Below are 22,192 nucleotides of genomic sequence, written 5' to 3'. Positions count from 1 at the left end.
CAGATGACTACGTTTACAATATTTTTAGTTCTTATTATTATAGTATCTCTTTTACTAATGTTAGTAATCATGGTACAGAACCCTAAAGGTGGTGGATTATCTTCTTCTTTTGGTGGCGGTGGTAGCCAAGTAGTTGGTGGTGTTAAAAAGACTGGGGATTTCCTAGACAAGAGTACTTGGACATTAGCGGCCTTATTGGTTATACTAATTTTAATGTCTAACATTGCTTTACCAGGAAAATCTGGAAACGGAGATTCTAAATTATTACAAGAAACAAACACAGAGGCTCCTACTACAACAAACACGGAGGCTCCTGCGGCAGACACTAACTTAATGGATAGTATTAAGTAGTAGAAATACGCACAACATACATATTAAAAATGCCAGCTTATGACAAGCTGGCATTTTTTGTTTTATAAATTGTCAGTTTTGTGCTATGGCACAATTTCTGCCTATATAACCCTAGAAAATTAATATTAAAAAATAATAAAATATGGCTAAAGTTAACATTAAACCATTGGCAGATAGAGTGCTAATTGAACCGATGGCAGCAGAAACTAAAACGGCTTCTGGATTAATAATTCCAGACACTGCTAAAGAAAAACCTCAACAAGGTAAAGTAGTTGCTGTTGGCCCGGGAACTAAAGACGAAAAAATAACTGTAGCAATTGGTGATACCGTACTTTATGGTAAATACGCTGGTACAGAGTTAAAGTTAGAAGGTTCTGACTATTTAATGATGAGAGAGAGCGACATTTTAGCAATTATCTAAAACAGCTATTTGCTATTAGTCCTTGGACTTTTAGATCTTAAAAATAATCAAACTTAAGCCCTTAGTTACAGACTAAAGGCAAAACTTAAAAACACATATAAAGATGGCAAAAGATATAAAATTTGACATTGAAGCAAGAGACGGCCTTAAAAGAGGTGTAGATGCTTTAGCAAACGCAGTAAAAGTAACATTAGGCCCAAAAGGTAGAAACGTAATTATTAGTAGATCTTTTGGTGCTCCAACAGTAACTAAAGATGGTGTTTCTGTTGCTAAAGAAATAGAGCTTGCAGATCCTTTAGAGAATATGGGTGCGCAAATGGTTAAAGAAGTTGCTTCTAAAACTAATGATTTGGCTGGTGACGGTACTACAACTGCTACTGTTTTAGCACAAGCAATAGTAAAAGAAGGACTTAAAAACGTTGCAGCTGGCGCTAATCCAATGGATTTAAAAAGAGGTATAGACAAAGCTGTTGAGGCTATTGTTGCAGACCTTGCTAAGCAAACTAAAAAAGTTGGTGATTCTTCTGATGAAATAAAACAAGTTGCATCTATCTCTGCTAACAACGACGAAACTATTGGTGAGTTAATAGCACAAGCTTTTGGTAAAGTTGGTAAAGAAGGGGTTATTACTGTAGAAGAAGCTAAAGGTACAGATACATACGTAGACGTTGTAGAAGGTATGCAATTTGATAGAGGTTACTTATCTCCTTACTTTGTAACAGATTCTGAAAAGATGGTTGCAGAATTAGAAAACCCATACATTTTATTGTTTGATAAAAAGATATCTGCAATGAAAGATCTTTTACCTGTATTAGAGCCAGTAGCTCAATCTGGTAAGCCATTATTAATTATCTCTGAAGATGTAGATGGTGAAGCGTTAGCTACTTTAGTAGTGAACAAATTACGTGGTTCTTTAAAAATTGCAGCTGTTAAAGCTCCAGGTTTTGGAGACAGACGTAAAGCAATGTTAGAAGATATTGCAATCTTAACTGGTGGTACTGTTATTTCTGAAGAAAGAGGATTCTCTTTAGAAAGCGCTACTTTAGATATGCTTGGTACTTGTGAAAAAGTTTCTATAGACAAAGACAACACAACTATTGTAAATGGTTCTGGTGATGCTAAAATTATTAGCACAAGAGTTAATCAGATTAAATCTCAAATAGAGACTACTACTTCTGATTATGACAAAGAAAAGCTTCAAGAACGTTTAGCTAAATTAGCTGGTGGTGTTGCTGTACTTTACGTTGGTGCTGCTTCTGAAGTAGAAATGAAAGAGAAAAAAGATAGAGTTGATGATGCATTACACGCTACAAGAGCTGCAGTAGAAGAAGGTATTGTTGCTGGTGGTGGTGTTGCTTTAGTTAGAGCTAAATCTGTTTTAGCTAACGTAAAAGTAGAAAACGCAGATGAAGAAACTGGCTTACAAATTGTTGCTAGAGCTATTGAAGCTCCATTACGTACAATTGTAGAAAATGCTGGCGGAGAAGGTTCTGTTGTTGTTGCTAAAGTTATCGAAGGTAAAGGTAATTTTGGTTACGATGCTAAATCTGAAATTTATACAGATATGATTAAAGCGGGTATTATAGATCCTAAAAAAGTAACTAGAGTAGCTTTAGAAAATGCTGCTTCTGTTGCAGGTATGATCTTAACTACAGAATGTGCTTTAATAGACATTAGAGAAGATGCTCCTGCAGGCCCACCAATGGGTGGCGGTATGCCAGGGATGATGTAATCTTTAAAACTTAAGAATACTAAAAAACGCTTCAGAAAATATTTTCTGAAGCGTTTTTATTTTTAGCACAACTTAAAACTACTCTTTATGATCGTCTTGCACTTCTTTATCTCTATAAAAACAACACGCGTGTAAACTATTGTAAACCTCATCTGGAGCCTTTAAGTTTTTAGTATCATGACCTACAGCTGCAACACTGTTTTCAATTAAGCCTAAATTAGTTTTACGCTCATCAAAAATAACTTTAAGCTCATGTGTTTTCACATTCCAAATAGCACTCTTAACACCTTTTGTTTTTATACACGCTTTTTCTATTCGGTCTTTACACATTTGGCAAACACCATCTACTTCTAAACTTGCTTTTGCATTTTTATTTTGCCCAAAAGAAACATAGGCAAATAACATCACCACTATAACTGCTATTTTTTTCATAATTTTTATATTTTATTTTTTTAACTTATTTAATTTAAATCGTAAACCTGCATAATACATACTTCCAAAAACTGGGCCGTACACAAAAGTAGTATCAAAATTAGAACCAAAAGGATTATCTGCTCCAATTATTGGCATATCCTGTCTTACATTAGTAATATTCTCACCTCCTACATAAACCTCGAACTTAGAAGAAAACACTTTGGTCACTTGTGCATTTAAAGTAGCTACTTTTGGCGAGTAAGCCGGCAATTGGTACTCTTCGGGATTACTAGAGGTAGATGAAAAACGTTGGGTTCCCAACCAATTAAAAGTAGTATCAAATTTCCACTTTTTAATAAATCCATGTCCTTTTGTTTTATAGGATGCATTTGCAAAAAACCTGTGTTTAGGCGTTAAAGACCTTTCTAACTTTGCAGATTTGTACTGTGTCTTTATATCATATAATTTATAAGCCACACGCAAGTCAAAATTACTAAACACCTCATAGTTTAACTCTGTCTGAAAACTATTAGCATAACTATCTCCCTCTAAATTATAAAAACTAACTTCTTGCGGATTTTCCCAATCTACAACAATTTGGTTTTCAAAATCGGTTCTATAAAAATCTACAGAGATATCACCTTTTTTATCAAACAAATTAAAGCCTTGTAAAAAAGACACTCCGTAATTCCAAGCAACTTCTGGGTCTAAACCGTAAATAGTACCACCATCATCATTAATCTTAATGGTTCTACCAGTTGCAAACATACGTTGGTTTTCTGCAAAAATATTAGCTGTACGCTTACCTCTACCAAAGGATGCTCTTAGCGCAGATTTTTCCCAAGGAGAATAACGCAAGTGTACTCTTGGAGTTACAAAAAAGCCAAGTCTATTGTGATTATCCACACGTACACCAGCAGTTATATTTAGTTTTTCCAAATTATCATACCCATACTCAAAATAACCACCAACAGAATTATCTATACGCGCAAAAGAATCTGCTAATACGAACTCATCATATTTATCATACGTAAAATTAATTCCGGTTTTAACCTTGTGTCTAGAATCGCCAATTATAGAATTATAATTCACATTAGAATACACACTCGTATGCTCAATATCATAAACATTTAACCCAAAGTAAGAATCTTGCTTGTGGTTACTTACTGCAAATTGCGCTCCTAGAACCTGCCAAGGTAATTCTGGGTTAACATAACCAAACTTTGCCGAAAACTCTGCTCGCTCTGTATTAATTTCACTACCCCAAGCATTCGTAGTTAACTTGTCTGTATTAGGATCAAAATTTAACTCGCCCGTCTGTTTTTCATCATTTAAGTACTTAATATCAAAAAATGTAGCAAAACCTTTTTCTACATCTATATACTGCCACCTGTTCATAAGGTTAATTTGGTTGTAGATAGGCATATCCATAAACCCATCATCATTAACATCGTGTTTTTTATTATGACTATTACCGTGTATGTACAAACCTGTACTCCACCTCTTACCTATTCTTGTATTTATGTGTGTATTTATCTCTAAACGCTCACTACTTGCTCCATAAACATTTACAAACAAAGCATCATCCTCAAAAGGTTTTTTAAGTTCTGCATTTATTTGCCCAGCAATACTCTCATAGCCATTTACAACACTACCCATACCCTTGGTAATTTGTATACTCTCTACCCAAGTACCAGGTATAAAACTTAAGCCATACGCTTGTGATGCACCACGCACAGATGGAATATTTTCTGTCGCAATTAAGATATACGGACTTGTTAATCCTAACATTTTAATTTGCCTAGTACCAGAAACCGCATCCGCAAAATTTACATCTATAGACGGGTTAGTTTCAAAACTTTCAGATAAATTACAACAAGCAGCTTTTAGCAACTCATCACTACTTACTATCATTGTATTTTCTGCTTTTAAATACAGTTTGGCTGTAGCTTCTTTTTTTGCGGTAATTGTAACCTCATCTAATGTACTTGTAGATTGTAAATTATGGCTAATTTTCCCCGGTTTAGTTATCGTAAGCGTATCTGTTTTAAACCCAACATAACTTATTATTAATTTAGAGTATTCTTTTTTATAAGGAACAGAAAAACTACCATCTATATCTGTAATAACACCAACACTGGTGTTATGCCAATAGACATTTGCACCTGTTAAAGGCACGGTTTCTCCTTTAGCTGTTTCTTCAAATACAGTACCTGTTACACGCTCTTGCGAAAATATAAAGAGAGGAAACACAAGAAGAATAAAAACTATTTTTTGCATTTTTTAAATCGATTTTTAACTATTGAAACATATTTATTTTAAAGTTTATTTGTCATAAACCAACAACACAAGAGCTTTTAAAGCACTTTGCGTTGTAAAACATTAACCAATAAAAAAATCAAATTGTAAAAACCTGATGCTGTATTTGAGCATCTTGCACCAAAAGTGGCGGTACATACTTTGTAAACCTAGTTTTTTGTTGTAATGCAATTACACTACTAGGATTAAAATAAGAAATAGAAGTAATAACATATTGCGTAATTACTTTCTCTGTTTTATCTGAAGCAACAGTTAGTCTGTCTTGACCTTTAACAGCTTCTAAAATACCCGTACAACAACTATTTTCTTTAACGCTATTTGTGTTTAAAAAAGCACTTTCACCACAGTCAAAATCTTCTGGATATACAGAAACAGAAACCAACTCTCCGCAACAAAAGTGCTTTTCCACAGCAAAAGACACCGTAGAAAGCAGCACTAATAATGCAAGTGCTATACCTGTTATTTTATGAAGTAGTTGTTTCATTACAAAATCAAAAATAGCTAAAAAAGTTTTATTTACACAGCTTTGGTTGCCAAACGAACTATTTAAGTTGTGTGTTAAGTTAGTTTTGTTATTTAGTACCGACTTTATTCAAATAAATAATAATGCAGATTTAAAAATTAAGGTATATTTTTGCATAAATTTTTAGCTTACAACAATGTTACAAGATCTTAAACCATCAGTTTTAAATAGTATAGAAAATAACAAAGGAGAAAGAGACAATACTCTTTTGGCTATTTGTGAATTATTAGAAAAAAACGTGCCTTACTATAATTGGGTAGGTTTTTATTTTAAAAACGGTGATAAAAACGAATTGAAACTAGGTCCTTATGTTGGAGAACCTACAGACCACGTAATTATTCCGTTTGGAAAAGGTATTTGCGGACAAGTTGCTGTATCTAACAAAAATTTTGTTGTACCAGATGTTCAAGCACAAGATAATTACATTGCTTGCAGCATATCTGTTAAAGCAGAAATAGTTATTCCTATTTTTGTAAACGGAGAAAATGTTGGTCAAATAGATATAGATTCTGGAACTCCAGATCCATTTTCTAAAGAAGATGAAGATTTTTTAGAGTTTATATGTGCAGAAGTAGCTAAAATTCTTTAAAACTTTATGTTTTTGTTGATAAACCATTGCCGTTCTTAAAATCAAAAAAATTACTTTTGTGTCCTTATTCAATCTTTTAACAATAAGCACATAAAATGAGTACCACAAAAAAAGCTACATCGGCATTAATTTCTGTTTTTCACAAAGACGGTCTAGAACCTTTAGTAAAAAAGTTTAACGAACTTGGAATAACAATTTATTCTACTGGAGGCACAGAAAAATTTATCAAAGAATTAGGAATTAACGTTATACCTGTAGAGGATGTAACTAGCTACCCTTCTATTTTAGGTGGTCGTGTTAAAACGCTTCACCCAAAGGTTTTTGGTGGTATATTAAATAGACAAGATAATGAGAGTGACCAAGCACAGTTAGCTGAGTTTGATATTCCTCAATTAGATATTGTAATTGTAGATTTATACCCTTTTGAAAAAACAGTTGCAAGTGGTGCACCTGAACAAGATATTATTGAAAAAATTGATATAGGCGGAATTTCTTTAATTAGAGCTGCTGCCAAAAATTTTAAAGATGTTCTTTGTGTTTCTTCTATGGAAGATTACAGCGAAGTTTTAGATATTATTACAGCTAGCAATGGTACAACTACTCTAGAAGACCGTAAGCGCTTTGCTGCAAAATCTTTTAATGTATCTTCTCATTACGATACTGCTATTTTTAACTACTTTAATAAAGAGCAACAAGAAACAGTTTTAAAAATTAGCGAAACAAACGGTAAGGCTTTACGTTACGGAGAAAATCCACACCAAAAAGGATTCTTTTTTGGAGATTTTGACGCCATATTTAACAAATTACACGGTAAAGAATTAAGCTACAATAATTTATTAGATGTAGATGCTGCTGTTAACCTAATGAACGAGTTTAAGAATGATGAACCTACGTTTGCCATTCTAAAACACAACAATGCTTGTGGCTTAGCCTCTAGAGCAACATTACACCAAGCCTACGTAGATGCTTTAGCAGGTGATCCTGTTTCTGCTTTTGGAGGTGTTTTAATTAGCAACAAAGAAATAGACTTAGCTACTGCAGAAGAGATACACAAATTATTTTGTGAAGTAGTCATAGCTCCTAGTTATGCTGCAGATGCTTTAGAAGTATTACAGGGGAAGAAAAATAGAATTATTTTAGTACAGAATGATGTTGCCTTACCTCAAACATCTGTAAGAACTTGTTTAAACGGTGTTCTTGTACAAGATAAAGACCATAAAACGGATACAGTTGCAGATTTAAAAAATGCAACAGAAACAGAACCTACTGCAGAAGAAATTGAAGATTTAATATTTGCTTCTAAATTATGTAAGCATACAAAATCTAATACAATAGTACTTGCCAAAGGAAAACAATTATGTGCTAGCGGAACAGGACAAACCTCTAGAGTAGATGCTTTAAACCAAGCAATACACAAAGCAAAATCTTTTAATTTTGATTTAAACGGTGCGGTATTAGCAAGTGATGCTTTTTTCCCGTTTCCAGATTGCGTAGAAATTGCAGGTAATAATGGTATTACAAGTGTAATACAGCCAGGTGGGTCTATAAAAGACCAATTAAGCGTAGATTATTGCAATGAAAATAAAATTTCTATGGTAATGACTGGCACACGTCATTTTAAACATTAATTTTGTTACATTCATCGATTAAACTTACATTTAGTCCAGAAACCAATTTATAATACATGGGATTTTTTGATTTTTTTACAGAAGAGATAGCTATAGATCTTGGAACAGCCAATACGCTAATAATACATTTAGACAAAGTTGTTGTAGATAGCCCTTCTATTGTTGCTAGAGATAGAATTAGCGGAAAAATAATTGCCGTTGGTAAAGACGCCAATATGATGCAAGGTAAAACCCATGAAAATATAAAAACAATTAGGCCACTTAAAGATGGTGTAATTGCAGATTTTGATGCATCTGAAAAGATGATAAATATGTTTATTAAAAACATACCTGCATTAAAAAAGAAATGGTTTCCGCCTGCATTACGTATGGTTGTTTGTATTCCTTCTGGTATTACAGAAGTAGAAATGCGAGCAGTAAAAGAATCTTGTGAACGTGTAAACGGTAAAGAGGTTTATCTAATCCATGAACCAATGGCAGCTGCTATTGGTATTGGCTTAGACATTATGCAGCCTAAAGGTAACATGATTGTAGATATAGGTGGTGGTACAACAGAAATTGCTGTTATTGCTTTAGGTGGTATTGTTTGTGACAAATCTGTAAAAATTGCAGGTGATGTATTTACCAACGATATTATTTATTACATGCGTACACAACACAACCTATATGTAGGTGAAAGTACAGCTGAAAACATAAAAATAACAATAGGTTCTGCTACAGAAGACTTGCAAGAGCCGCCAGAAGAAATGTCTGTACAGGGTAGAGATTTATTGACAGGTAAACCTAAGCAAGTGTCTATTTCTTATAGAGAAATTGCAAAAGCTTTGGACAAATCTATCTTAAGAATAGAGGATGCGGTAATGGAAACGTTATCACAAACACCACCAGAATTAGCTGCAGATATCTATAACACAGGTATTTACTTAGCAGGTGGTGGTTCTATGTTAAGAGGATTAGACCGTAGGCTATCCCAAAAGACAGATTTACCCGTATATATAGCAGAAGATCCTTTACGCGCAGTTGTTAGAGGAACAGGTATTGCTCTTAAAAACTTAGAACGTTATAAAAATATCCTAATTAAATAATTAGGGTATTTTTATAAGTTTTAGATTGAGTTTATACCGTTAAATATGTAAAATGAATGCAGCAAATTATCAACTTTTTAATAAGAAACAAAAACGGACTTTTATATGTTTTTTTATTACTAATTGCATTAGGTTTTACAGCACAATCTAACTCATACCATCAATCTAAATTTTTTAACTCTACAAATTGGTTTACAGGTAATATATACCAGACATCTACCAACGTGTCTACATATTTTTCTCTTCAAGATGAGAACAATGTATTATTAGAGGAAAATAAAAGGTTACGTAATTTACTTTTTAATGAAGGTATTGCTCGTCCAGATAGTATTGCTATTGACACCACTTTACCTTATAATGTAATTACAGCTAACATTATAAAAAATAGCTATTCTTTAAACAAAAACTACCCAACCATAAACGCAGGTAAAAACCAAGGCGTACAAGAGGATATGGGAGTTATAACATCTAATGGTATATTCGGAATTATAGACCATACTTCTTCTAACTTTGCTATAATACAAAGTATTTTAAATACAAAGTCTACCATAAATGCAAAACTGAAGAATTCTAATTATTTTGGATCTCTTATTTGGGACACAAAAAACTTTAACATGGTACAATTAACAGACATCCCTAGATTGGTAGACCTAAAAATAGGAGATACCGTTGTTACTGGAGCAATGTCTAGTATTTTCCCAGAAAACATTCCTATTGGTATTATCAAAGACTATAGTCTAAACAAGACAGAAAACTCGTATCATATTAATATAAGTCTATTTCAAGATATGTCTAATGTTAAAAATGTGTATATCATAAAAAATAAAAATATAGTTGAGATTAAAGAATTAGAAAAGAAAGTAGAATAATGGTAAATAATAAATTAGTACTACATATCATTAGGTTCTTTTTTCTTGTATTAGCACAAGTACTTGTGTTTAATAACTTAAACTTTTTAGGATACATAAACCCAATGGTTTATATCTTATTTTTCTATTGGTATCCGGTAAAAGAAAACAAAGCTATTTTACTTATTGCTAGTTTTTTTCTTGGACTAACTATAGATATGTTCTTGGACACAATGGCCATACATACTGCCGCCTGTGTAACCATAGCATATTTAAGGTCCGGAATTATGCGTTTTTGCTTTGGAGTTAACTACGATTTCCAAAATTTTAAAATGTCTTCTACTACCACATTACAGCAAGTAACATTTTTAGCTCTACTAATTTTTTTTCATCATTTAATTTTCTTTTCGCTAGAAATTTTCAGTTTCAGTAATTTGTTACTAATTTTAAAGAAAGTTTTAATTGTTGGCAGCGCAACTTTACTTCTTTGCTTGCTAATTAAGTCATTGTTTAGTACCCAGAAAAAATGAAAAAAGTACTATTATCATCTATCATTATCTTAATAGGTCTAACCTTTTTAGGACGATTATCTTATTTGCAAATTTTTAGCTTTTCTCCTAATCAAATTTTAGAAGATGCTGCTATAAAGGCTATTTATGACTATCCTGAACGCGGTTATATTTATGACCGAAATGGCAAATTACTTGTAGCCAACCAAGCTGCTTATGATGTAATGGTTATACCAAGAGACGTTAAATCGTTAGACACACTAGAGTTTTGCAATTTAGTTGGGATTGACAAAAGCACTTTCATTAAAAATATTAAAACTGCCAGAATACGATCACCTAGGTTGCCCTATGTAATGGTTTCGCAATTATCTAAAGAAGATTATGCAAGGCTGCAAGAAAAAATGCGTAAGTATGAAGGCTTTTATATTCAAAAACGTTCTCTACGCTATTACGATACCAAAAGTGCCGCAAACGCCTTAGGATACATTAGTCAGGTTACACCAGCAGATTTAAAAGCACATCCATACTATACTCAAGGAGAACTTAGAGGAAAAACTGGTATAGAAAAACAATACGAAGATGTTTTACGCGGTAGAAAAGGTGTAAAATACATTCAAAAAGATAGATTTAACAGAGATATTGGCCCATATAAAAATGGAACTTTAGACACCTTACCAGAACCGGGTAAAGAAATACAACTTACCATAGATAAAGACTTACAAGAATACGGAGAAAGATTAATGGTTGGCAAGCACGGCGGCATTGTGGCATTAGATCCAAGTTCTGGTGAAATTTTATCGCTAATCTCTGGCCCTACTTACGACCCATCTTTATTGGTTGGCAGAAAACGTTCTGCAAACTATAGCAAACTCTATTATGATAGTATTTCAAAACCAACTTGGGACAGAAGTTTACTAGCTCAAGAATCTCCTGGATCTCCGTTTAAAGTAATTAATGCTCTTATAGCTTTACAAGAAAATGTTTTGACACCAGAAGACCAAATACGTTGCTATAACGGATTTTATGTTGGTAAAAACAGAACTAAAAGAGGCTGCCATTGTGGTGGTGGTTTAAGAGATATGAATAGCGGTATTTACAAATCATGTAACGCTTATTTTGCTGGAACTTTTAAACAGATTTTTGATCATTTTGACACTACAGACGAAGCAATGGATGTTTGGCAAAAACACGTTAAAAGCTTCGGTTTAGGTGAATACCTAGGAACAGATTTACCTACCGGAAGTCGAGGTAGAATTCCCGGAAAAGAATATTATGACAAAATTTATGGCGATAACAGATGGTCTTGGTCATATATTGTTTCGCTTTCTTTTGGACAAGGAGAAGTTGCTGTAACCCCTATACAGTTAGCAAATATGACTGCAGCTATAGGCAACAAAGGATATTATTACACGCCTCATATTCTTAAAAAAATAGAAGGTAAGCCAATTACAAATCCTATGTATACGCAAAGAAAGTATACTACAATAGACAAAGAAAATTTTGATCCTATTATTAAAGGAATGGAAGCCGTATACAAAACGCCAGGTGGTACCGCACACTGGTTACAAGTACCCGGCATAGACATTGCTGGTAAAACAGGTACAGTAGAGAACTACACTAGAATAAACGGAGTTAGAACACAATTAACAGATCACTCTATATTTGTTGCTTTTGCTCCCGTAGAAAACCCGAAAATTGCAATAGCCATTTTTATAGAACACGGTTATTTTGGAGGTAGATACGCAGGACATATCGCTTCTTTAATGATAGAAAAATATTTAAAAGGAGAAATTACCAGAAAAGATTTAGAGAAGAAAATGCTTGAAAAAACTTTAGAAAAAGAATACGCAAAACCGTTTAGCGGCGAACCGTTTAAAATAAACGAAAGAAGCTGGTAAGTTTTTATAATTAAGCATTAAAACACAAGAAGAAAACTCCTTTATGGCTGGAAAAACTTTTTTAAAAAGAATAGATTGGCTTTCCGTATTTATATATTTTGCTTTAACCGCTATTGGCTGGTTAAGCATATATTCTAGTACATTTACAGAAAGTAATCCATCTCTTTTTGATTTTAGTACATTTTACGGAAAACAATTTTTCTTTATTTGTGTTAGCGTAATTGCCATTGTTTTTGTCTTTGCCACAGAAGCCAACTTATTTGAGCGGTTTTCTGGAATTATATATACAATTGGAATAGTACTCTTAGTAGGGTTATTTCCTTTTGGAAAAACTATAGCAGGTGCAACCTCATGGTACAACCTTGGCTTTTTTAACCTACAACCATCAGAAATTGCAAAAGTGGCAACAACACTTGCAATGGCAAAGTATTTAAGTGATATACAAACAGATCTTAGAAGACAGAAAGACAAACTATATGCTTTTGGAATATTAATTATACCTGCAATACTCATAGTTCTACAACCAGATCCCGGTAGCGGCGTAGTATTCTTTGCTCTAACTTTTGTATTGTTTAGAGAAGGCCTACCTCTTTATTATATGGCCATAGGCCTTGTTGTATTACTAATATTTGTAGCTACACTTAAATTTGGTACCATATGGGTTATTATTGGCGTAAGCATTTTAATTGCACTATTTTACTTAACAAAAAGAGAAAGAGTTAAAATATCTCCCTTGCCTGTTGTATTATTTTTTGCTGTTTCTGTATTAATCTCTTTTTCAGTTCGGTTTGTTTTTGATTCTGTTTTTGAACAACACCATAGAGATCGTTTTAACTTATGGTTACGTTTAGAAAAAGACCCAAAAAAGCTAGAGCAAATAAGAAAAACTATTGGATACAATACCTATCAATCTGAAAAAGCAATAGAATCTGGCGGTTTTACAGGAAAAGGCTTTTTACAGGGAACAAGAACTAAGGGTGATTTTGTACCTGAACAACATTCAGATTATATTTTTACAACCATAGGAGAAGAATGGGGATTTGTTGGCACAGGTACGGTAGTACTTTTATTCTCCATTTTACTACTGCGACTTGTATATATTGCAGAACGGCAGAAAAATGCCTTTAGTAGAATATATGGTTACGGCGTAATATCTATTTTATTTGTGCATTACTTAATTAACATAGGTATGGTAATAGGTCTTGTACCAACTATAGGTATTCCTTTACCATTTATGAGCTATGGAGGTTCTGGATTATTAGGCTTTACGCTGTTGCTCTTTATCTTTTTAAAACTAGATGCAAATAGATTAAAAGAGTGGGATTAAAACGTCCAGTCAGATAAATTAATTTCTTTTTCTAGCTTATCCTCTATTTCCTTTGGTAAAGCTTCAAAAAAATTAATACCAGTTTCCTTCTCTATTTTATCTACAGACACAACAAAAGAAGTTAATGGTTTTTTACTTTCTTTATGCGGTAACAAAAATGCAATTACTTTTAAGTTGTCTTTTTTTCCTTTTGCTATTATTTTATAAAAGTAATTAGGAACTGCAACATCTTCATCCCCTATTACATCCATATTTCCTTTTAAAACACCTCCTGTAACAACGTAAACCTCTTTGTCCTTATTTGCCCAGATACGTACCATTTTTTCTAAATCACCCCAAATACCAGCGTTAAAATCATTTTTTTGAGGTGTTATATTACTTGTGTAAAAAGTTTCGTTGTGTGCGTATACAGAGAATTTACGATCTCCTGCCGGACAAAGATGTCCTCTATCGTACCCAGAACGTTTGTAATTACGCCAATCTGCAGATTTTGTCTTTACTTTGGGGTCTTCTATAAAATAAGGTCTTTTTCTCTTGTCTTTAGTCAAGTCCTCTTTCTTTAAAGAATAGGCAACCCATTCTGCTTGCTCATATTTTTCATTATAAGATAGCGTATAATAATTATGCTTCACAATATCACCGGTAGTAGATGATGGCTGTAAATAATTTAGATCTTGAAGCTCTACATCAGTAACACTAACATTTTTATCTGTGTAAGTATCTGGAGTATAAAAGTTATTAAACAACCAAAAACCAACAGTACAAATAAACATCAAGACTATATATGTCGTTTTTTTATTCATACTACCTCTGTCAATTATGGTTAATTAAAATCTTTATTCAAAAATAAAGCTTCCAGGACAAACCTTGGAAGCTTTTAGTTTTTATATCAAAACGCCGTTTTTATTCTTTAATAGCAACTGTATAACCTTCAGAATCTTCTAAAGATTTTTTTCCAAGTATTTTGCCAATAGTAAAAGACGCATTAGACTTGCGCTCTGTATACTCTACAAAAAACTCATCTCCGTCTTGTGACCACAAAAAAGTAGTATCAAAATCTAAATCTCCATTATCAAATTCTTTATACGTTCCCATTCCGTCAGATGAAAACTTCCACTCATCTCTATATGTTTGCTCTGGTTGATTTTCAAAAGTAATAGAAGAATCATTTGCCCAAGTACCAACAATAGAAGAAGAATCGTCATCTTTAGAACAGCTTACTGCTAATGTAATTGCAAATAAAATAAGCGCTAATTTTTTCAAAATAAATAAATTAAGGTTAATTATAAAGTCTAAACGAATTTAATTCTATAAAAGTATTTTAAATAAAAAATGCCCAACATAAACAGTTGAGCATTTTAAAATAAGTGAACAAAAACACTAGCCCTTAATTGCAGCTATCTTTGTGTTATTTTTAATGTTATTCATTTTTAAATCTTTAAGCACACTAATTGCTTCTTCTACGTATACATCTCTAGATAGGTCATTATGCCATCTTTCTCTTTTCTCCTTTAAAACAGTGTCTTTTACAAAAAGATCTTTCTCATATCTTAACGATTCAAAAGTTAAATCTGTTTTATAGCTATAGATGTCCTTAAAGTGTTTTGACTTTTCTAATAGCACTTCTTTCTCTTTTTTATAATCACTATAACTTAGAGAAACAACATTCTCATCTTGCTGTTCTTTTAACCACTTTGCATTTTCCTCAATTAACTTTAACTGAGAATTACCTTCCATACGTTTAGTACTGTTCGCAATTGTTTCCTTGTAATCTATATAACCATTCCAAGGCTTATAATCTGCTGGACTAATTTTGTCCCAAGCTAAAGGGTTTTGCTGGTCTCTTTCTCCTAAATCTATGTAGCTATATTTGTCTGGCACAACAACATCACTCTTAACACCTTCTAATTGTGTAGAGCCACCATTTATTCTGTAAAATTTCTGCGTTGTTACTTTTAACGCTCCTAAATCACCATGCTCATTGCTACGTACTATATCTGATAAAGACCATACATTTTGCACTGTCCCTTTACCAAAAGTTTGCTTGCTACCAATTACAATAGCTCTTTTATAGTCTTGCATTGCTGCCGCTAAAATTTCTGATGCCGAAGCAGACAACTCATTTACCAACAATACTAATGGTCCATCCCATTGTATACGTTCGTCTTTATCTTCATGCACAACCTTTTCTTCTGTACCTGCAGAAGACTTTACTTGTACTACTGGTCCGTCTTTAATAAACAAACCTGCCATTTCTACAACAGTACGCAAAGATCCTCCACCATTATCTCTTAAATCTAAAACCAAACCTTCCATTCCGGCCTCTTTTAGTCTTTCTATTTCCTTAGCAACATCAGATGCTGCATTACGGTTGTTATAGTCTTTAAAATCAATATAAAACTTAGGTAAGTTTATAATTCCGTATTTATGATCTTCTTTTTCTACAGTAGCCGACTTAGCATAAGATTCTTCCATCTCTACTAAATCTCTAGTAATTTTTACAACCTGTACAGAACCATCTACTTTTTTAACTGTTAAGTATACATTAGTTCCTTTAGGGCCTTTCATCAACTTAATAGCATCGTTTAATTGCATTCCTGTAACATCTACAGGTTCTTCATCTGGTTTTTGACCAACTTTTACAATCTCATCTCCAACTTCTATATTCTGATCTCTCCAAATTGGACCACCAGATATCACTTCTACTATTTTTATTTCGTCTTTCTTCTTTTGTAATCGAGCTCCAATTCCTTCAAATTTACCAGACATACTAACATCAAACTTGTCTTTATCTTCTGGTGCAAAGTAATAGGTATGTGGATCAAAACCTTCTACAATAGTATTAATGTATTGTCCAAACCAGTCTTCACGATCGTACTCATTATTCACAAAGTCAAAAAAGTCATCTAAGGTTGTTTTAGTCAATTCTCTTGCCGATTTTTCTGCTTCCGTTTTAGAAAGTGGCTTTTCTTTATCTGTTAATTTACCATCAAAAGTGCTAATTGTTGCATATTTTAATTGCTTTCTCCATCTTTCTCTTAATTCTTTTTTAGTAGCTACAAATGTTTGATCTTCATAATCTATATCTATAGTTTCTTTAGTATCAAAATCAAAAGGCTTGCTTAAAATATCTTTATATATTCCTGATGCCTCATCCATACGCTTCATTAGTCTTTTATGAACTAAATTAAAAAAGCTTATGTCTGTATTTTTTATTTGGTCATCTATTTGAAACTTATATTTTTCAAACTCTTTTATATCGCTCTCTATAAAATATCTTTTTGTAGGATCTAAAACATCTATAAATTCTTCAAAAACCGAAACAGAGAAATCATCATTAATGTCTTTAGGCTCGTAGTGACCTTTTTCTAACATATATGCAATTATCTCTATCAGTAATTTATCTTTATCACTGTCGTTAACAGTATCTAAAGACTTATTTGTAAAACTGCAAGACGCTACAGCAAATAGCATTCCTAGCAACACAACAATTAAATTCTTTTTCATCTATTATTATTTTAACTTTTAGTAGAATTTGGATTCATTAGAAATCATATAAAAGCATATAATTCCTAATTATTTTACCAAGATACAGAAAAAACCATGCCAGTATAAAGATTGTAACAGTTTTTTAACCAATTTATGAATTTTTAAGATAGATTTTTTAAAAGCATTCTTGTAAACATATTAAAAACGTATTTTTACGGTATAAATTATAATCTTGATGCAAAAACCTTTAATATTAGTTACTAATGATGACGGAATTACAGCTCCCGGACTAAGATCATTAATAAAATTTATGAAAGAAATAGGCGATGTTGTTGTGGTTGCACCAGATAGCCCACAGTCTGGAATGGGCCACGCAATAACCATTAACAACACACTTTACGCAAATCTTATTGTTGTTGACGATGTAGATGGCGCAGAACAAGAATACAGCTGTAGTGGGACACCCGCAGACTGTGTAAAAATGGGACTTCAGGAACTCTTAGACCGCAAACCAGATTTATGTGTTAGCGGCATTAATCATGGGTCTAACTCCTCTATAAATGTAATTTATTCTGGCACAATGAGCGCCGCCATAGAAGCAGGCATAGAAGGTATACCCGCCATTGGTTTTTCTCTATGTAATTTTTCTTTGGATGCTAATTTTGAAGAAGCAAAACCATACATACAAAAAATTGTAACACAAGCACTTGCAAACGGAATTCCAAGAGGAGTTGTATTAAATGTAAATATTCCTGATGTTGAAAACGAACCATTAAAAGGCATAAAAATTTGCAGACAAGCGCGTGCCAATTGGAAAGAAAAGTTTGACAAACGTACCAATCCAATGGGTAAAGATTACTATTGGCTTACAGGTGAGTTTGAACTTTTAGATAAAGGTGAGGATACAGATGAATTTGCTTTAGCCAACAACTATATCTCAGTAGTACCTACACAATTTGATTTAACCGCACACCACACCATACAACAACTAAATAACTGGAACTTAAATGAACACTAAAAAAGAAATTATTATAGGGTTTCTTGTAGGCCTTCTAGCAAATACAGCAGGGACACTTTTATATATTGTTTTATTTTCTAAACTTGGTATTGAAGAAACATTTATTGCTGCTATAGAAAACGGGCATATTGGTAGTATTTTAGCGCTAGGTGCTATCTTAAATCTGGTTGCTTTTTTTCTTTTCTTAAAAATGAGAAGAGATTACAGAGCCAGAGGCGTTCTAATTGCTACTTTATTAACTGCTCTTGCTATTTTATACTATAAGATTTTTTAAAAAACACAATAGATTTAAATGAAATATTACATTATTGCCGGTGAAGCTTCAGGCGATTTACACGGATCTAACCTTATAAAAGCTATAAAAGCTACAGATACTAACGCCAATATTAGATGTTGGGGAGGCGATCTTATGCAGAAAGCTGGCGGAGAGCTAGTTAAGCATTACAAGAGCATGGCTTTTATGGGCTTTATAGAGGTTCTAAGTAATATTACCACGATTTCTAAAAATTTAAAATTTTGTAAAACCGATATTGACGCCTTTAAACCCGATGCCATAATTTTTATAGATTATTCTGGGTTTAACCTGCGTATTGCAAAATGGGCAAAAGAAAATAAATACAGAACAAATTACTATATATCTCCCCAAATATGGGCTTCGAGAGAAGGTAGAATTTCTAAAATAAAACGAGATATAGATGCAATGCACGTTATTCTTCCATTTGAAAAAGATTTTTATGAGAAAAAACACAATTACCCTGTACATTTCGTTGGCCACCCGCTTTTAGATGCTATAAGTCAACAAAAATTACCTAATGAAGCTAATTTTAGAGCTACCAATAATTTGGATCCAAAAAAGCCCATTATAGCGCTATTACCAGGCAGTAGAAAACAAGAAGTACAAAAAATGTTAGATGTTATGCTTTCTGTAACACCTTCTTTTCCCGACTATCAATTTGTAATTGCTGGTGCTCCTAGCTTAGATCTTGATTTTTATGCCCCTTTTTTAAAAAATCCTCAAGTTAATTTTGTTTCCAACCAAACTTATAGCCTATTAGCCTTATCAACAGCTGCATTAGTTACAAGCGGCACCGCTACATTAGAAACTGCATTGTTTAAAGTGCCACAAGTAGTTTGCTATAAAGCGCATTGGTTATCTTACTACATTGCAAAAAAAATTATTACACTAAAGTATATTTCTTTGGTGAATTTAATAATGGATAAAGAGGTAATTAAAGAGTTAATACAAGATGATTTAACTACAGAAAATCTTAGTTCAGAATTACACAAAATATTATCTAAAGACACAAGAGAAAAACTGTTTGAAGAGTATTATGCATTAGAGAAAAAACTGGGAGGCACAGGTGCTAGTAAAAAAGCAGCTGAGTTAATTGTTGCTAGCACAAACACTAGTACGTAAAAATCTCAATAAAATTTACTAAATTTGGTAACCAAGAGCCCTAAATTTTTCTTGGAATGATCCGTAAAGCAACTATTCTTCTTTTAATACTATCGCTAAGCAGCTGTGTATCTAAAAAGAAAACCACCTACAGTAATGATCGCAAAGTTAGTGTTGCGCCGTCTAAAGTTATTATACAAAGAAATTCTTCTCCTAGAGCAGAAAGAAAAGCTGAAGAAGCTTTAGTAGAATTAAAAGCTGATAAAGTTATTAATTCTGCTTTAAATTTTTCTGGAACCCCTTACAAATACGGAGGCACTACAAAAAGAGGTATGGATTGCTCCGGCCTTTTATATGTTGCCTTTTCTGAACACGACATATCTTTGCCACGAGTTTCTTACGTTATGGCTAATGAAGGCAAAGAAGTTCGTGTAAAAGATGTAGAAAAAGGGGATTTGCTTTTTTTTAGAACTTCTAAAAAGAAAAAAAGGATTAACCACGTTGGTTTAGTTGTTGCCACAGACAATGACGAAATTAAATTTATACACGCAAGCACTTCTAGAGGTGTTATTGTTTCATCTTTACGAGAAGGCTATTGGAATTATGCCTTTGTAAAAGCAACAAGAGTACTATAATCTATGAAGCCGTTTGAGTTTATTTCGGTAAAATTAGCACTGTGTCTAATTACCGGAATACTCTTGCAACAACTACTTAAAATAAGTGTAACCGTCTCTTTTTGCATTCTATTATCACTTATTGTAATACTAGGGTTTCTTTATATTACATCTAAAAAAAGGGCTTTACGTTTTGGTATTATTGCTGCAGTAACAACTATTGCATTAGGTGTATGTACCAGCAGCACATCAAACCCTAAAAACAACAGGTTACATTACACAAACAAGGCATATTCTTCTATTCCCTTATGGCATTTAAAGATAGATGAAACTTTAAAACCTAACCCTTACAGCAAAAGATACATTGCAACTATTAAAAGTATAAACGGTGAAAAATCGTTTGGAAAAATTTTACTCAATGTACCTATAGACTCCACTTCTACCAATTTTAAAGTTGATGACGAATTAAATAGTATAGGTGATGTAGTAAATACCAACAAGCCACTAAATCCACATCAATTTAATTATGCTTCTTACCTAGAGGATTTAGGAATATATCATCAAATAGAAATAAAACAAAATTACACACGAATACAGTCGACCTCTAAAACACTTAAAGGACTAGCCGCTACAGCACGCGAAAACATTATAACAAAGCTCAACGCTGCAAACTTTAACAAACAAGAATTAAGCATAATTAAAGCGCTTTTATTAGGTGAACGCAACAATATAGATCCAGATACATTAACTGCGTATAAAAATGCTGGAGCAATACATATTTTAGCATTATCTGGGTTACATATAGGTATTCTTTTATTGGTTCTACAGTTTCTATTGTCGCCTTTAGAATATTTACCAAAAGGAAAAATAATAAAGCTTATTACAATAGTTATTCTACTATGGAGCTTTGCATTACTCGCCGGTTTATCTAGCTCACTGATTAGAGCTGTAACTATGTTTACTTTTGTTGCGTATGCCTTATACTTAAATAGGCCTACAAGTTCTTTTAATATTTTAGCCTTATCACTTTTCTTTATATTGTTACTACAACCAAATTTATTGTTTTCTGTAGGTTTACAAATGAGCTATGCTGCTGTGTTTTCTATTGTTCTTTTTAATCCTATTTTTCAAAAAGTATGGGAACCTAAATATTGGTTAACTTCTAAAATATGGCAATTAACAACGGTTAGTTTTGCTGCGCAACTTGGTGTTTTACCTATCAGTTTATATTATTTTCATCAATTTCCAAGCTTATTTTTTATAACCAATTTAGCTATTATTCCTTTTTTAGGAATTATTCTAGGCTTAGGAATTGTTGTTATTGCATTGGCCTTATGCAATGTGTTACCCACATTTTTAGTACAGATTTACAATAACATTATTTTAGCAATGAATACCGTTGTAAAATGGGTTGCCACTCAAGATGCTTTTTTAATTAAAGATATTTCTTTTAACAAACCCCAAGTACTATTAAGCTATGCTGCATTAGTATTACTTTTAATGGTTATTGCTAAAAACAATTTTAAAAGAACAGCTTTATTACTTTGTAGCATTGCCCTTTTTCAAGGGGTTATTATTTTTTACAACTACAAAGCAAATACCCAAGAACGCTTATATGTGTTGCACAAAAGCAGGAACACAATTTTAATGCATCAAACTGGGAAAACATTAAAAATAGTATCTTCTGACTCAGTAAAAAACAACCAGACATTTAACGCCATACGTATTGCTGAACGCATAGACGCAACATCTAGGTTAAAACTTAAGAACAACTACAATTATAAGGGCCATACTATTATTATAGTTGATAGTTTAGCTGTTTACCCAACTACAAAAAACAATACTATTTTACTAACACAGTCTGCGAAGCTAAATTTAGATCGCTTAATTACGGAAGTGAACCCTAAAGAAATTATAGCAGACGGTAGCAATTATAAAAGTACCGTTAGCCTGTGGAGAAAAACTTGTTTAAAAAGAAAAATCCCTTTTCACTATACTGGTGAAAAGGGATTTTATGTTTTTGATTAACAC

21 protein-coding genes are annotated in these 22,192 nt (G+C 32.8%); 15 read left to right on the top strand and 6 right to left on the bottom strand.

The features are described 5' to 3' along the window. The first annotated feature begins 3 nt into the window (after nucleotides 1-3). The 3 genes from secG (at nucleotide 4) to groL (ending at nucleotide 2,504) form a co-directional block, all read left to right on the top strand. A complete protein-coding gene (gene secG / locus M4I21_RS13300; RefSeq protein WP_249559698.1) occupies nucleotides 4-351 on the top strand; it encodes a preprotein translocase subunit SecG in 348 nt (115 codons plus the stop codon). A gap of 142 nt (nucleotides 352-493) precedes the next feature. Further along, the gene (locus M4I21_RS13295) at nucleotides 494-772 is read left to right on the top strand and encodes a co-chaperone GroES (RefSeq protein ID WP_249559696.1); all 279 of its coding nucleotides are present in this window, start codon (nucleotides 494-496) and stop codon (nucleotides 770-772) included. Between the two features lie 103 nt (nucleotides 773-875). Next, complete coding sequence (gene groL / locus M4I21_RS13290; protein WP_249559694.1) at nucleotides 876-2,504, top strand: chaperonin GroEL; 1,629 nt, start codon at nucleotides 876-878, stop codon at nucleotides 2,502-2,504. A gap of 78 nt (nucleotides 2,505-2,582) precedes the next feature. On the opposite strand, the gene M4I21_RS13285 is transcribed toward groL, so the two are convergent. From M4I21_RS13285 to M4I21_RS13275, 3 genes are all read right to left on the bottom strand, one after another. Then, a complete protein-coding gene (locus M4I21_RS13285; RefSeq protein ID WP_249559692.1) occupies nucleotides 2,583-2,936 on the bottom strand; it encodes a heavy-metal-associated domain-containing protein in 354 nt (117 codons plus the stop codon). Between the two features lie 12 nt (nucleotides 2,937-2,948). Next, entirely contained in the window at nucleotides 2,949-5,198 is a 2,250-nt protein-coding gene (locus M4I21_RS13280; RefSeq protein WP_249559691.1) for a TonB-dependent receptor plug domain-containing protein, read from the bottom strand. Nucleotides 5,199-5,316: 118 nt separating this feature from the next. Beyond that, nucleotides 5,317-5,721 carry an HYC_CC_PP family protein gene (locus M4I21_RS13275; RefSeq protein WP_249559689.1) on the bottom strand — a complete coding sequence of 135 codons (405 nt, stop codon included), beginning with the start codon at nucleotides 5,719-5,721 and terminating at the stop codon, nucleotides 5,317-5,319. A 175-nt stretch (nucleotides 5,722-5,896) separates the two neighbouring features. Here M4I21_RS13275 and M4I21_RS13270 point away from each other — a divergent pair, with 175 nt between their 5' ends. From M4I21_RS13270 to rodA, 7 genes are all read left to right on the top strand, one after another. After that, nucleotides 5,897-6,349 (top strand): XrtF-associated fRMsr-like GAF protein, encoded by a 453-nt coding sequence (locus M4I21_RS13270; RefSeq protein ID WP_249559687.1) that lies wholly within the window; start codon nucleotides 5,897-5,899, stop codon nucleotides 6,347-6,349. A gap of 95 nt (nucleotides 6,350-6,444) precedes the next feature. After that, the gene (gene purH / locus M4I21_RS13265; protein ID WP_249559686.1) at nucleotides 6,445-7,977 is read left to right on the top strand and encodes a bifunctional phosphoribosylaminoimidazolecarboxamide formyltransferase/IMP cyclohydrolase; all 1,533 of its coding nucleotides are present in this window, start codon (nucleotides 6,445-6,447) and stop codon (nucleotides 7,975-7,977) included. Between the two features lie 56 nt (nucleotides 7,978-8,033). Continuing rightward, nucleotides 8,034-9,062, top strand: a complete 1,029-nt coding sequence (locus tag M4I21_RS13260; protein WP_013620356.1) for a rod shape-determining protein — start codon at nucleotides 8,034-8,036, stop codon at nucleotides 9,060-9,062. 56 nt (nucleotides 9,063-9,118) lie between these two features. Then, entirely contained in the window at nucleotides 9,119-9,931 is an 813-nt protein-coding gene (gene mreC, locus M4I21_RS13255) for a rod shape-determining protein MreC (protein ID WP_249559684.1), read from the top strand. Continuing rightward, nucleotides 9,931-10,440 carry a rod shape-determining protein MreD gene (mreD, locus tag M4I21_RS13250; RefSeq protein WP_249559683.1) on the top strand — a complete coding sequence of 170 codons (510 nt, stop codon included), beginning with the start codon at nucleotides 9,931-9,933 and terminating at the stop codon, nucleotides 10,438-10,440. Before mreC ends, mreD begins: the two co-directional genes overlap by 1 nt. After that, a complete protein-coding gene (locus M4I21_RS13245; protein ID WP_249559681.1) occupies nucleotides 10,437-12,317 on the top strand; it encodes a peptidoglycan D,D-transpeptidase FtsI family protein in 1,881 nt (626 codons plus the stop codon). Before mreD ends, M4I21_RS13245 begins: the two co-directional genes overlap by 4 nt. Nucleotides 12,318-12,360: 43 nt before the next feature. Beyond that, the gene (gene rodA, locus M4I21_RS13240) at nucleotides 12,361-13,644 is read left to right on the top strand and encodes a rod shape-determining protein RodA (protein WP_249559679.1); all 1,284 of its coding nucleotides are present in this window, start codon (nucleotides 12,361-12,363) and stop codon (nucleotides 13,642-13,644) included. Here rodA and M4I21_RS13235 read toward each other — a convergent pair. The 3 genes from M4I21_RS13235 to M4I21_RS13225 form a co-directional block, all read right to left on the bottom strand. Further along, nucleotides 13,641-14,447 (bottom strand): DNA/RNA non-specific endonuclease, encoded by an 807-nt coding sequence (locus M4I21_RS13235; RefSeq protein WP_249559677.1) that lies wholly within the window; start codon nucleotides 14,445-14,447, stop codon nucleotides 13,641-13,643. The two genes, rodA and M4I21_RS13235, sit on opposite strands and share 4 nt — an antisense overlap. A 100-nt stretch (nucleotides 14,448-14,547) precedes the next feature. After that, nucleotides 14,548-14,907 carry a hypothetical protein gene (locus tag M4I21_RS13230; RefSeq protein WP_249559675.1) on the bottom strand — a complete coding sequence of 120 codons (360 nt, stop codon included), beginning with the start codon at nucleotides 14,905-14,907 and terminating at the stop codon, nucleotides 14,548-14,550. A gap of 117 nt (nucleotides 14,908-15,024) precedes the next feature. Beyond that, complete coding sequence (locus M4I21_RS13225) at nucleotides 15,025-17,151, bottom strand: carboxy terminal-processing peptidase (protein ID WP_249559674.1); 2,127 nt, start codon at nucleotides 17,149-17,151, stop codon at nucleotides 15,025-15,027. 217 nt (nucleotides 17,152-17,368) lie between these two features. On the opposite strand from M4I21_RS13225, the gene surE reads away from it, so the two are divergent. Genes surE through M4I21_RS13200 form a run of 5 tightly spaced genes read left to right on the top strand, consistent with a single transcriptional unit; the run spans nucleotide 17,369 to nucleotide 22,189 of the window. Then, entirely contained in the window at nucleotides 17,369-18,151 is a 783-nt protein-coding gene (gene surE / locus M4I21_RS13220; RefSeq protein ID WP_249559672.1) for a 5'/3'-nucleotidase SurE, read from the top strand. After that, on the top strand, nucleotides 18,141-18,425 hold the full coding sequence (locus tag M4I21_RS13215; RefSeq protein WP_249559671.1) for a hypothetical protein: 285 nt from the start codon (nucleotides 18,141-18,143) through the stop codon (nucleotides 18,423-18,425). The genes surE and M4I21_RS13215 overlap by 11 nt, the downstream gene beginning before the upstream one ends. An 18-nt stretch (nucleotides 18,426-18,443) precedes the next feature. Continuing rightward, nucleotides 18,444-19,568, top strand: coding sequence for a lipid-A-disaccharide synthase (gene lpxB / locus M4I21_RS13210; RefSeq protein ID WP_249559669.1), 1,125 nt, complete (start codon nucleotides 18,444-18,446; stop codon nucleotides 19,566-19,568). Nucleotides 19,569-19,624: 56 nt separating this feature from the next. Next, nucleotides 19,625-20,182, top strand: a complete 558-nt coding sequence (locus M4I21_RS13205; protein WP_249559667.1) for a C40 family peptidase — start codon at nucleotides 19,625-19,627, stop codon at nucleotides 20,180-20,182. A gap of 3 nt (nucleotides 20,183-20,185) precedes the next feature. After that, the gene (locus M4I21_RS13200) at nucleotides 20,186-22,189 is read left to right on the top strand and encodes a ComEC/Rec2 family competence protein (RefSeq protein ID WP_249559665.1); all 2,004 of its coding nucleotides are present in this window, start codon (nucleotides 20,186-20,188) and stop codon (nucleotides 22,187-22,189) included. Nucleotides 22,190-22,192: the final 3 nt, after the last annotated feature.

This window comes from Cellulophaga sp. 20_2_10 (genome assembly GCF_023476645.1).
Classification (GTDB): Bacteria; Bacteroidota; Bacteroidia; order Flavobacteriales; family Flavobacteriaceae; genus Cellulophaga.
The sequence above is the reverse complement of the archived record's forward strand: the minus strand, read 5'-3'. Positions and strand labels throughout refer to the sequence as shown.

Coding starts and splice junctions, on each gene's coding strand:
- secG (WP_249559698.1), top strand. CDS start 4: ATGACTACGTTTACAATATTTTTAGTTCTTATTATTATAGTATCTCTT.
- M4I21_RS13295 (WP_249559696.1), top strand. CDS start 494: ATGGCTAAAGTTAACATTAAACCATTGGCAGATAGAGTGCTAATTGAA.
- groL (WP_249559694.1), top strand. CDS start 876: ATGGCAAAAGATATAAAATTTGACATTGAAGCAAGAGACGGCCTTAAA.
- M4I21_RS13285 (WP_249559692.1), bottom strand. CDS start 2,936: ATGAAAAAAATAGCAGTTATAGTGGTGATGTTATTTGCCTATGTTTCT.
- M4I21_RS13280 (WP_249559691.1), bottom strand. CDS start 5,198: ATGCAAAAAATAGTTTTTATTCTTCTTGTGTTTCCTCTCTTTATATTT.
- M4I21_RS13275 (WP_249559689.1), bottom strand. CDS start 5,721: ATGAAACAACTACTTCATAAAATAACAGGTATAGCACTTGCATTATTA.
- M4I21_RS13270 (WP_249559687.1), top strand. CDS start 5,897: ATGTTACAAGATCTTAAACCATCAGTTTTAAATAGTATAGAAAATAAC.
- purH (WP_249559686.1), top strand. CDS start 6,445: ATGAGTACCACAAAAAAAGCTACATCGGCATTAATTTCTGTTTTTCAC.
- M4I21_RS13260 (WP_013620356.1), top strand. CDS start 8,034: ATGGGATTTTTTGATTTTTTTACAGAAGAGATAGCTATAGATCTTGGA.
- mreC (WP_249559684.1), top strand. CDS start 9,119: ATGCAGCAAATTATCAACTTTTTAATAAGAAACAAAAACGGACTTTTA.
- mreD (WP_249559683.1), top strand. CDS start 9,931: ATGGTAAATAATAAATTAGTACTACATATCATTAGGTTCTTTTTTCTT.
- M4I21_RS13245 (WP_249559681.1), top strand. CDS start 10,437: ATGAAAAAAGTACTATTATCATCTATCATTATCTTAATAGGTCTAACC.
- rodA (WP_249559679.1), top strand. CDS start 12,361: ATGGCTGGAAAAACTTTTTTAAAAAGAATAGATTGGCTTTCCGTATTT.
- M4I21_RS13235 (WP_249559677.1), bottom strand. CDS start 14,447: ATGAATAAAAAAACGACATATATAGTCTTGATGTTTATTTGTACTGTT.
- M4I21_RS13225 (WP_249559674.1), bottom strand. CDS start 17,151: ATGAAAAAGAATTTAATTGTTGTGTTGCTAGGAATGCTATTTGCTGTA.
- surE (WP_249559672.1), top strand. CDS start 17,369: ATGCAAAAACCTTTAATATTAGTTACTAATGATGACGGAATTACAGCT.
- M4I21_RS13215 (WP_249559671.1), top strand. CDS start 18,141: ATGAACACTAAAAAAGAAATTATTATAGGGTTTCTTGTAGGCCTTCTA.
- lpxB (WP_249559669.1), top strand. CDS start 18,444: ATGAAATATTACATTATTGCCGGTGAAGCTTCAGGCGATTTACACGGA.
- M4I21_RS13205 (WP_249559667.1), top strand. CDS start 19,625: ATGATCCGTAAAGCAACTATTCTTCTTTTAATACTATCGCTAAGCAGC.
- M4I21_RS13200 (WP_249559665.1), top strand. CDS start 20,186: ATGAAGCCGTTTGAGTTTATTTCGGTAAAATTAGCACTGTGTCTAATT.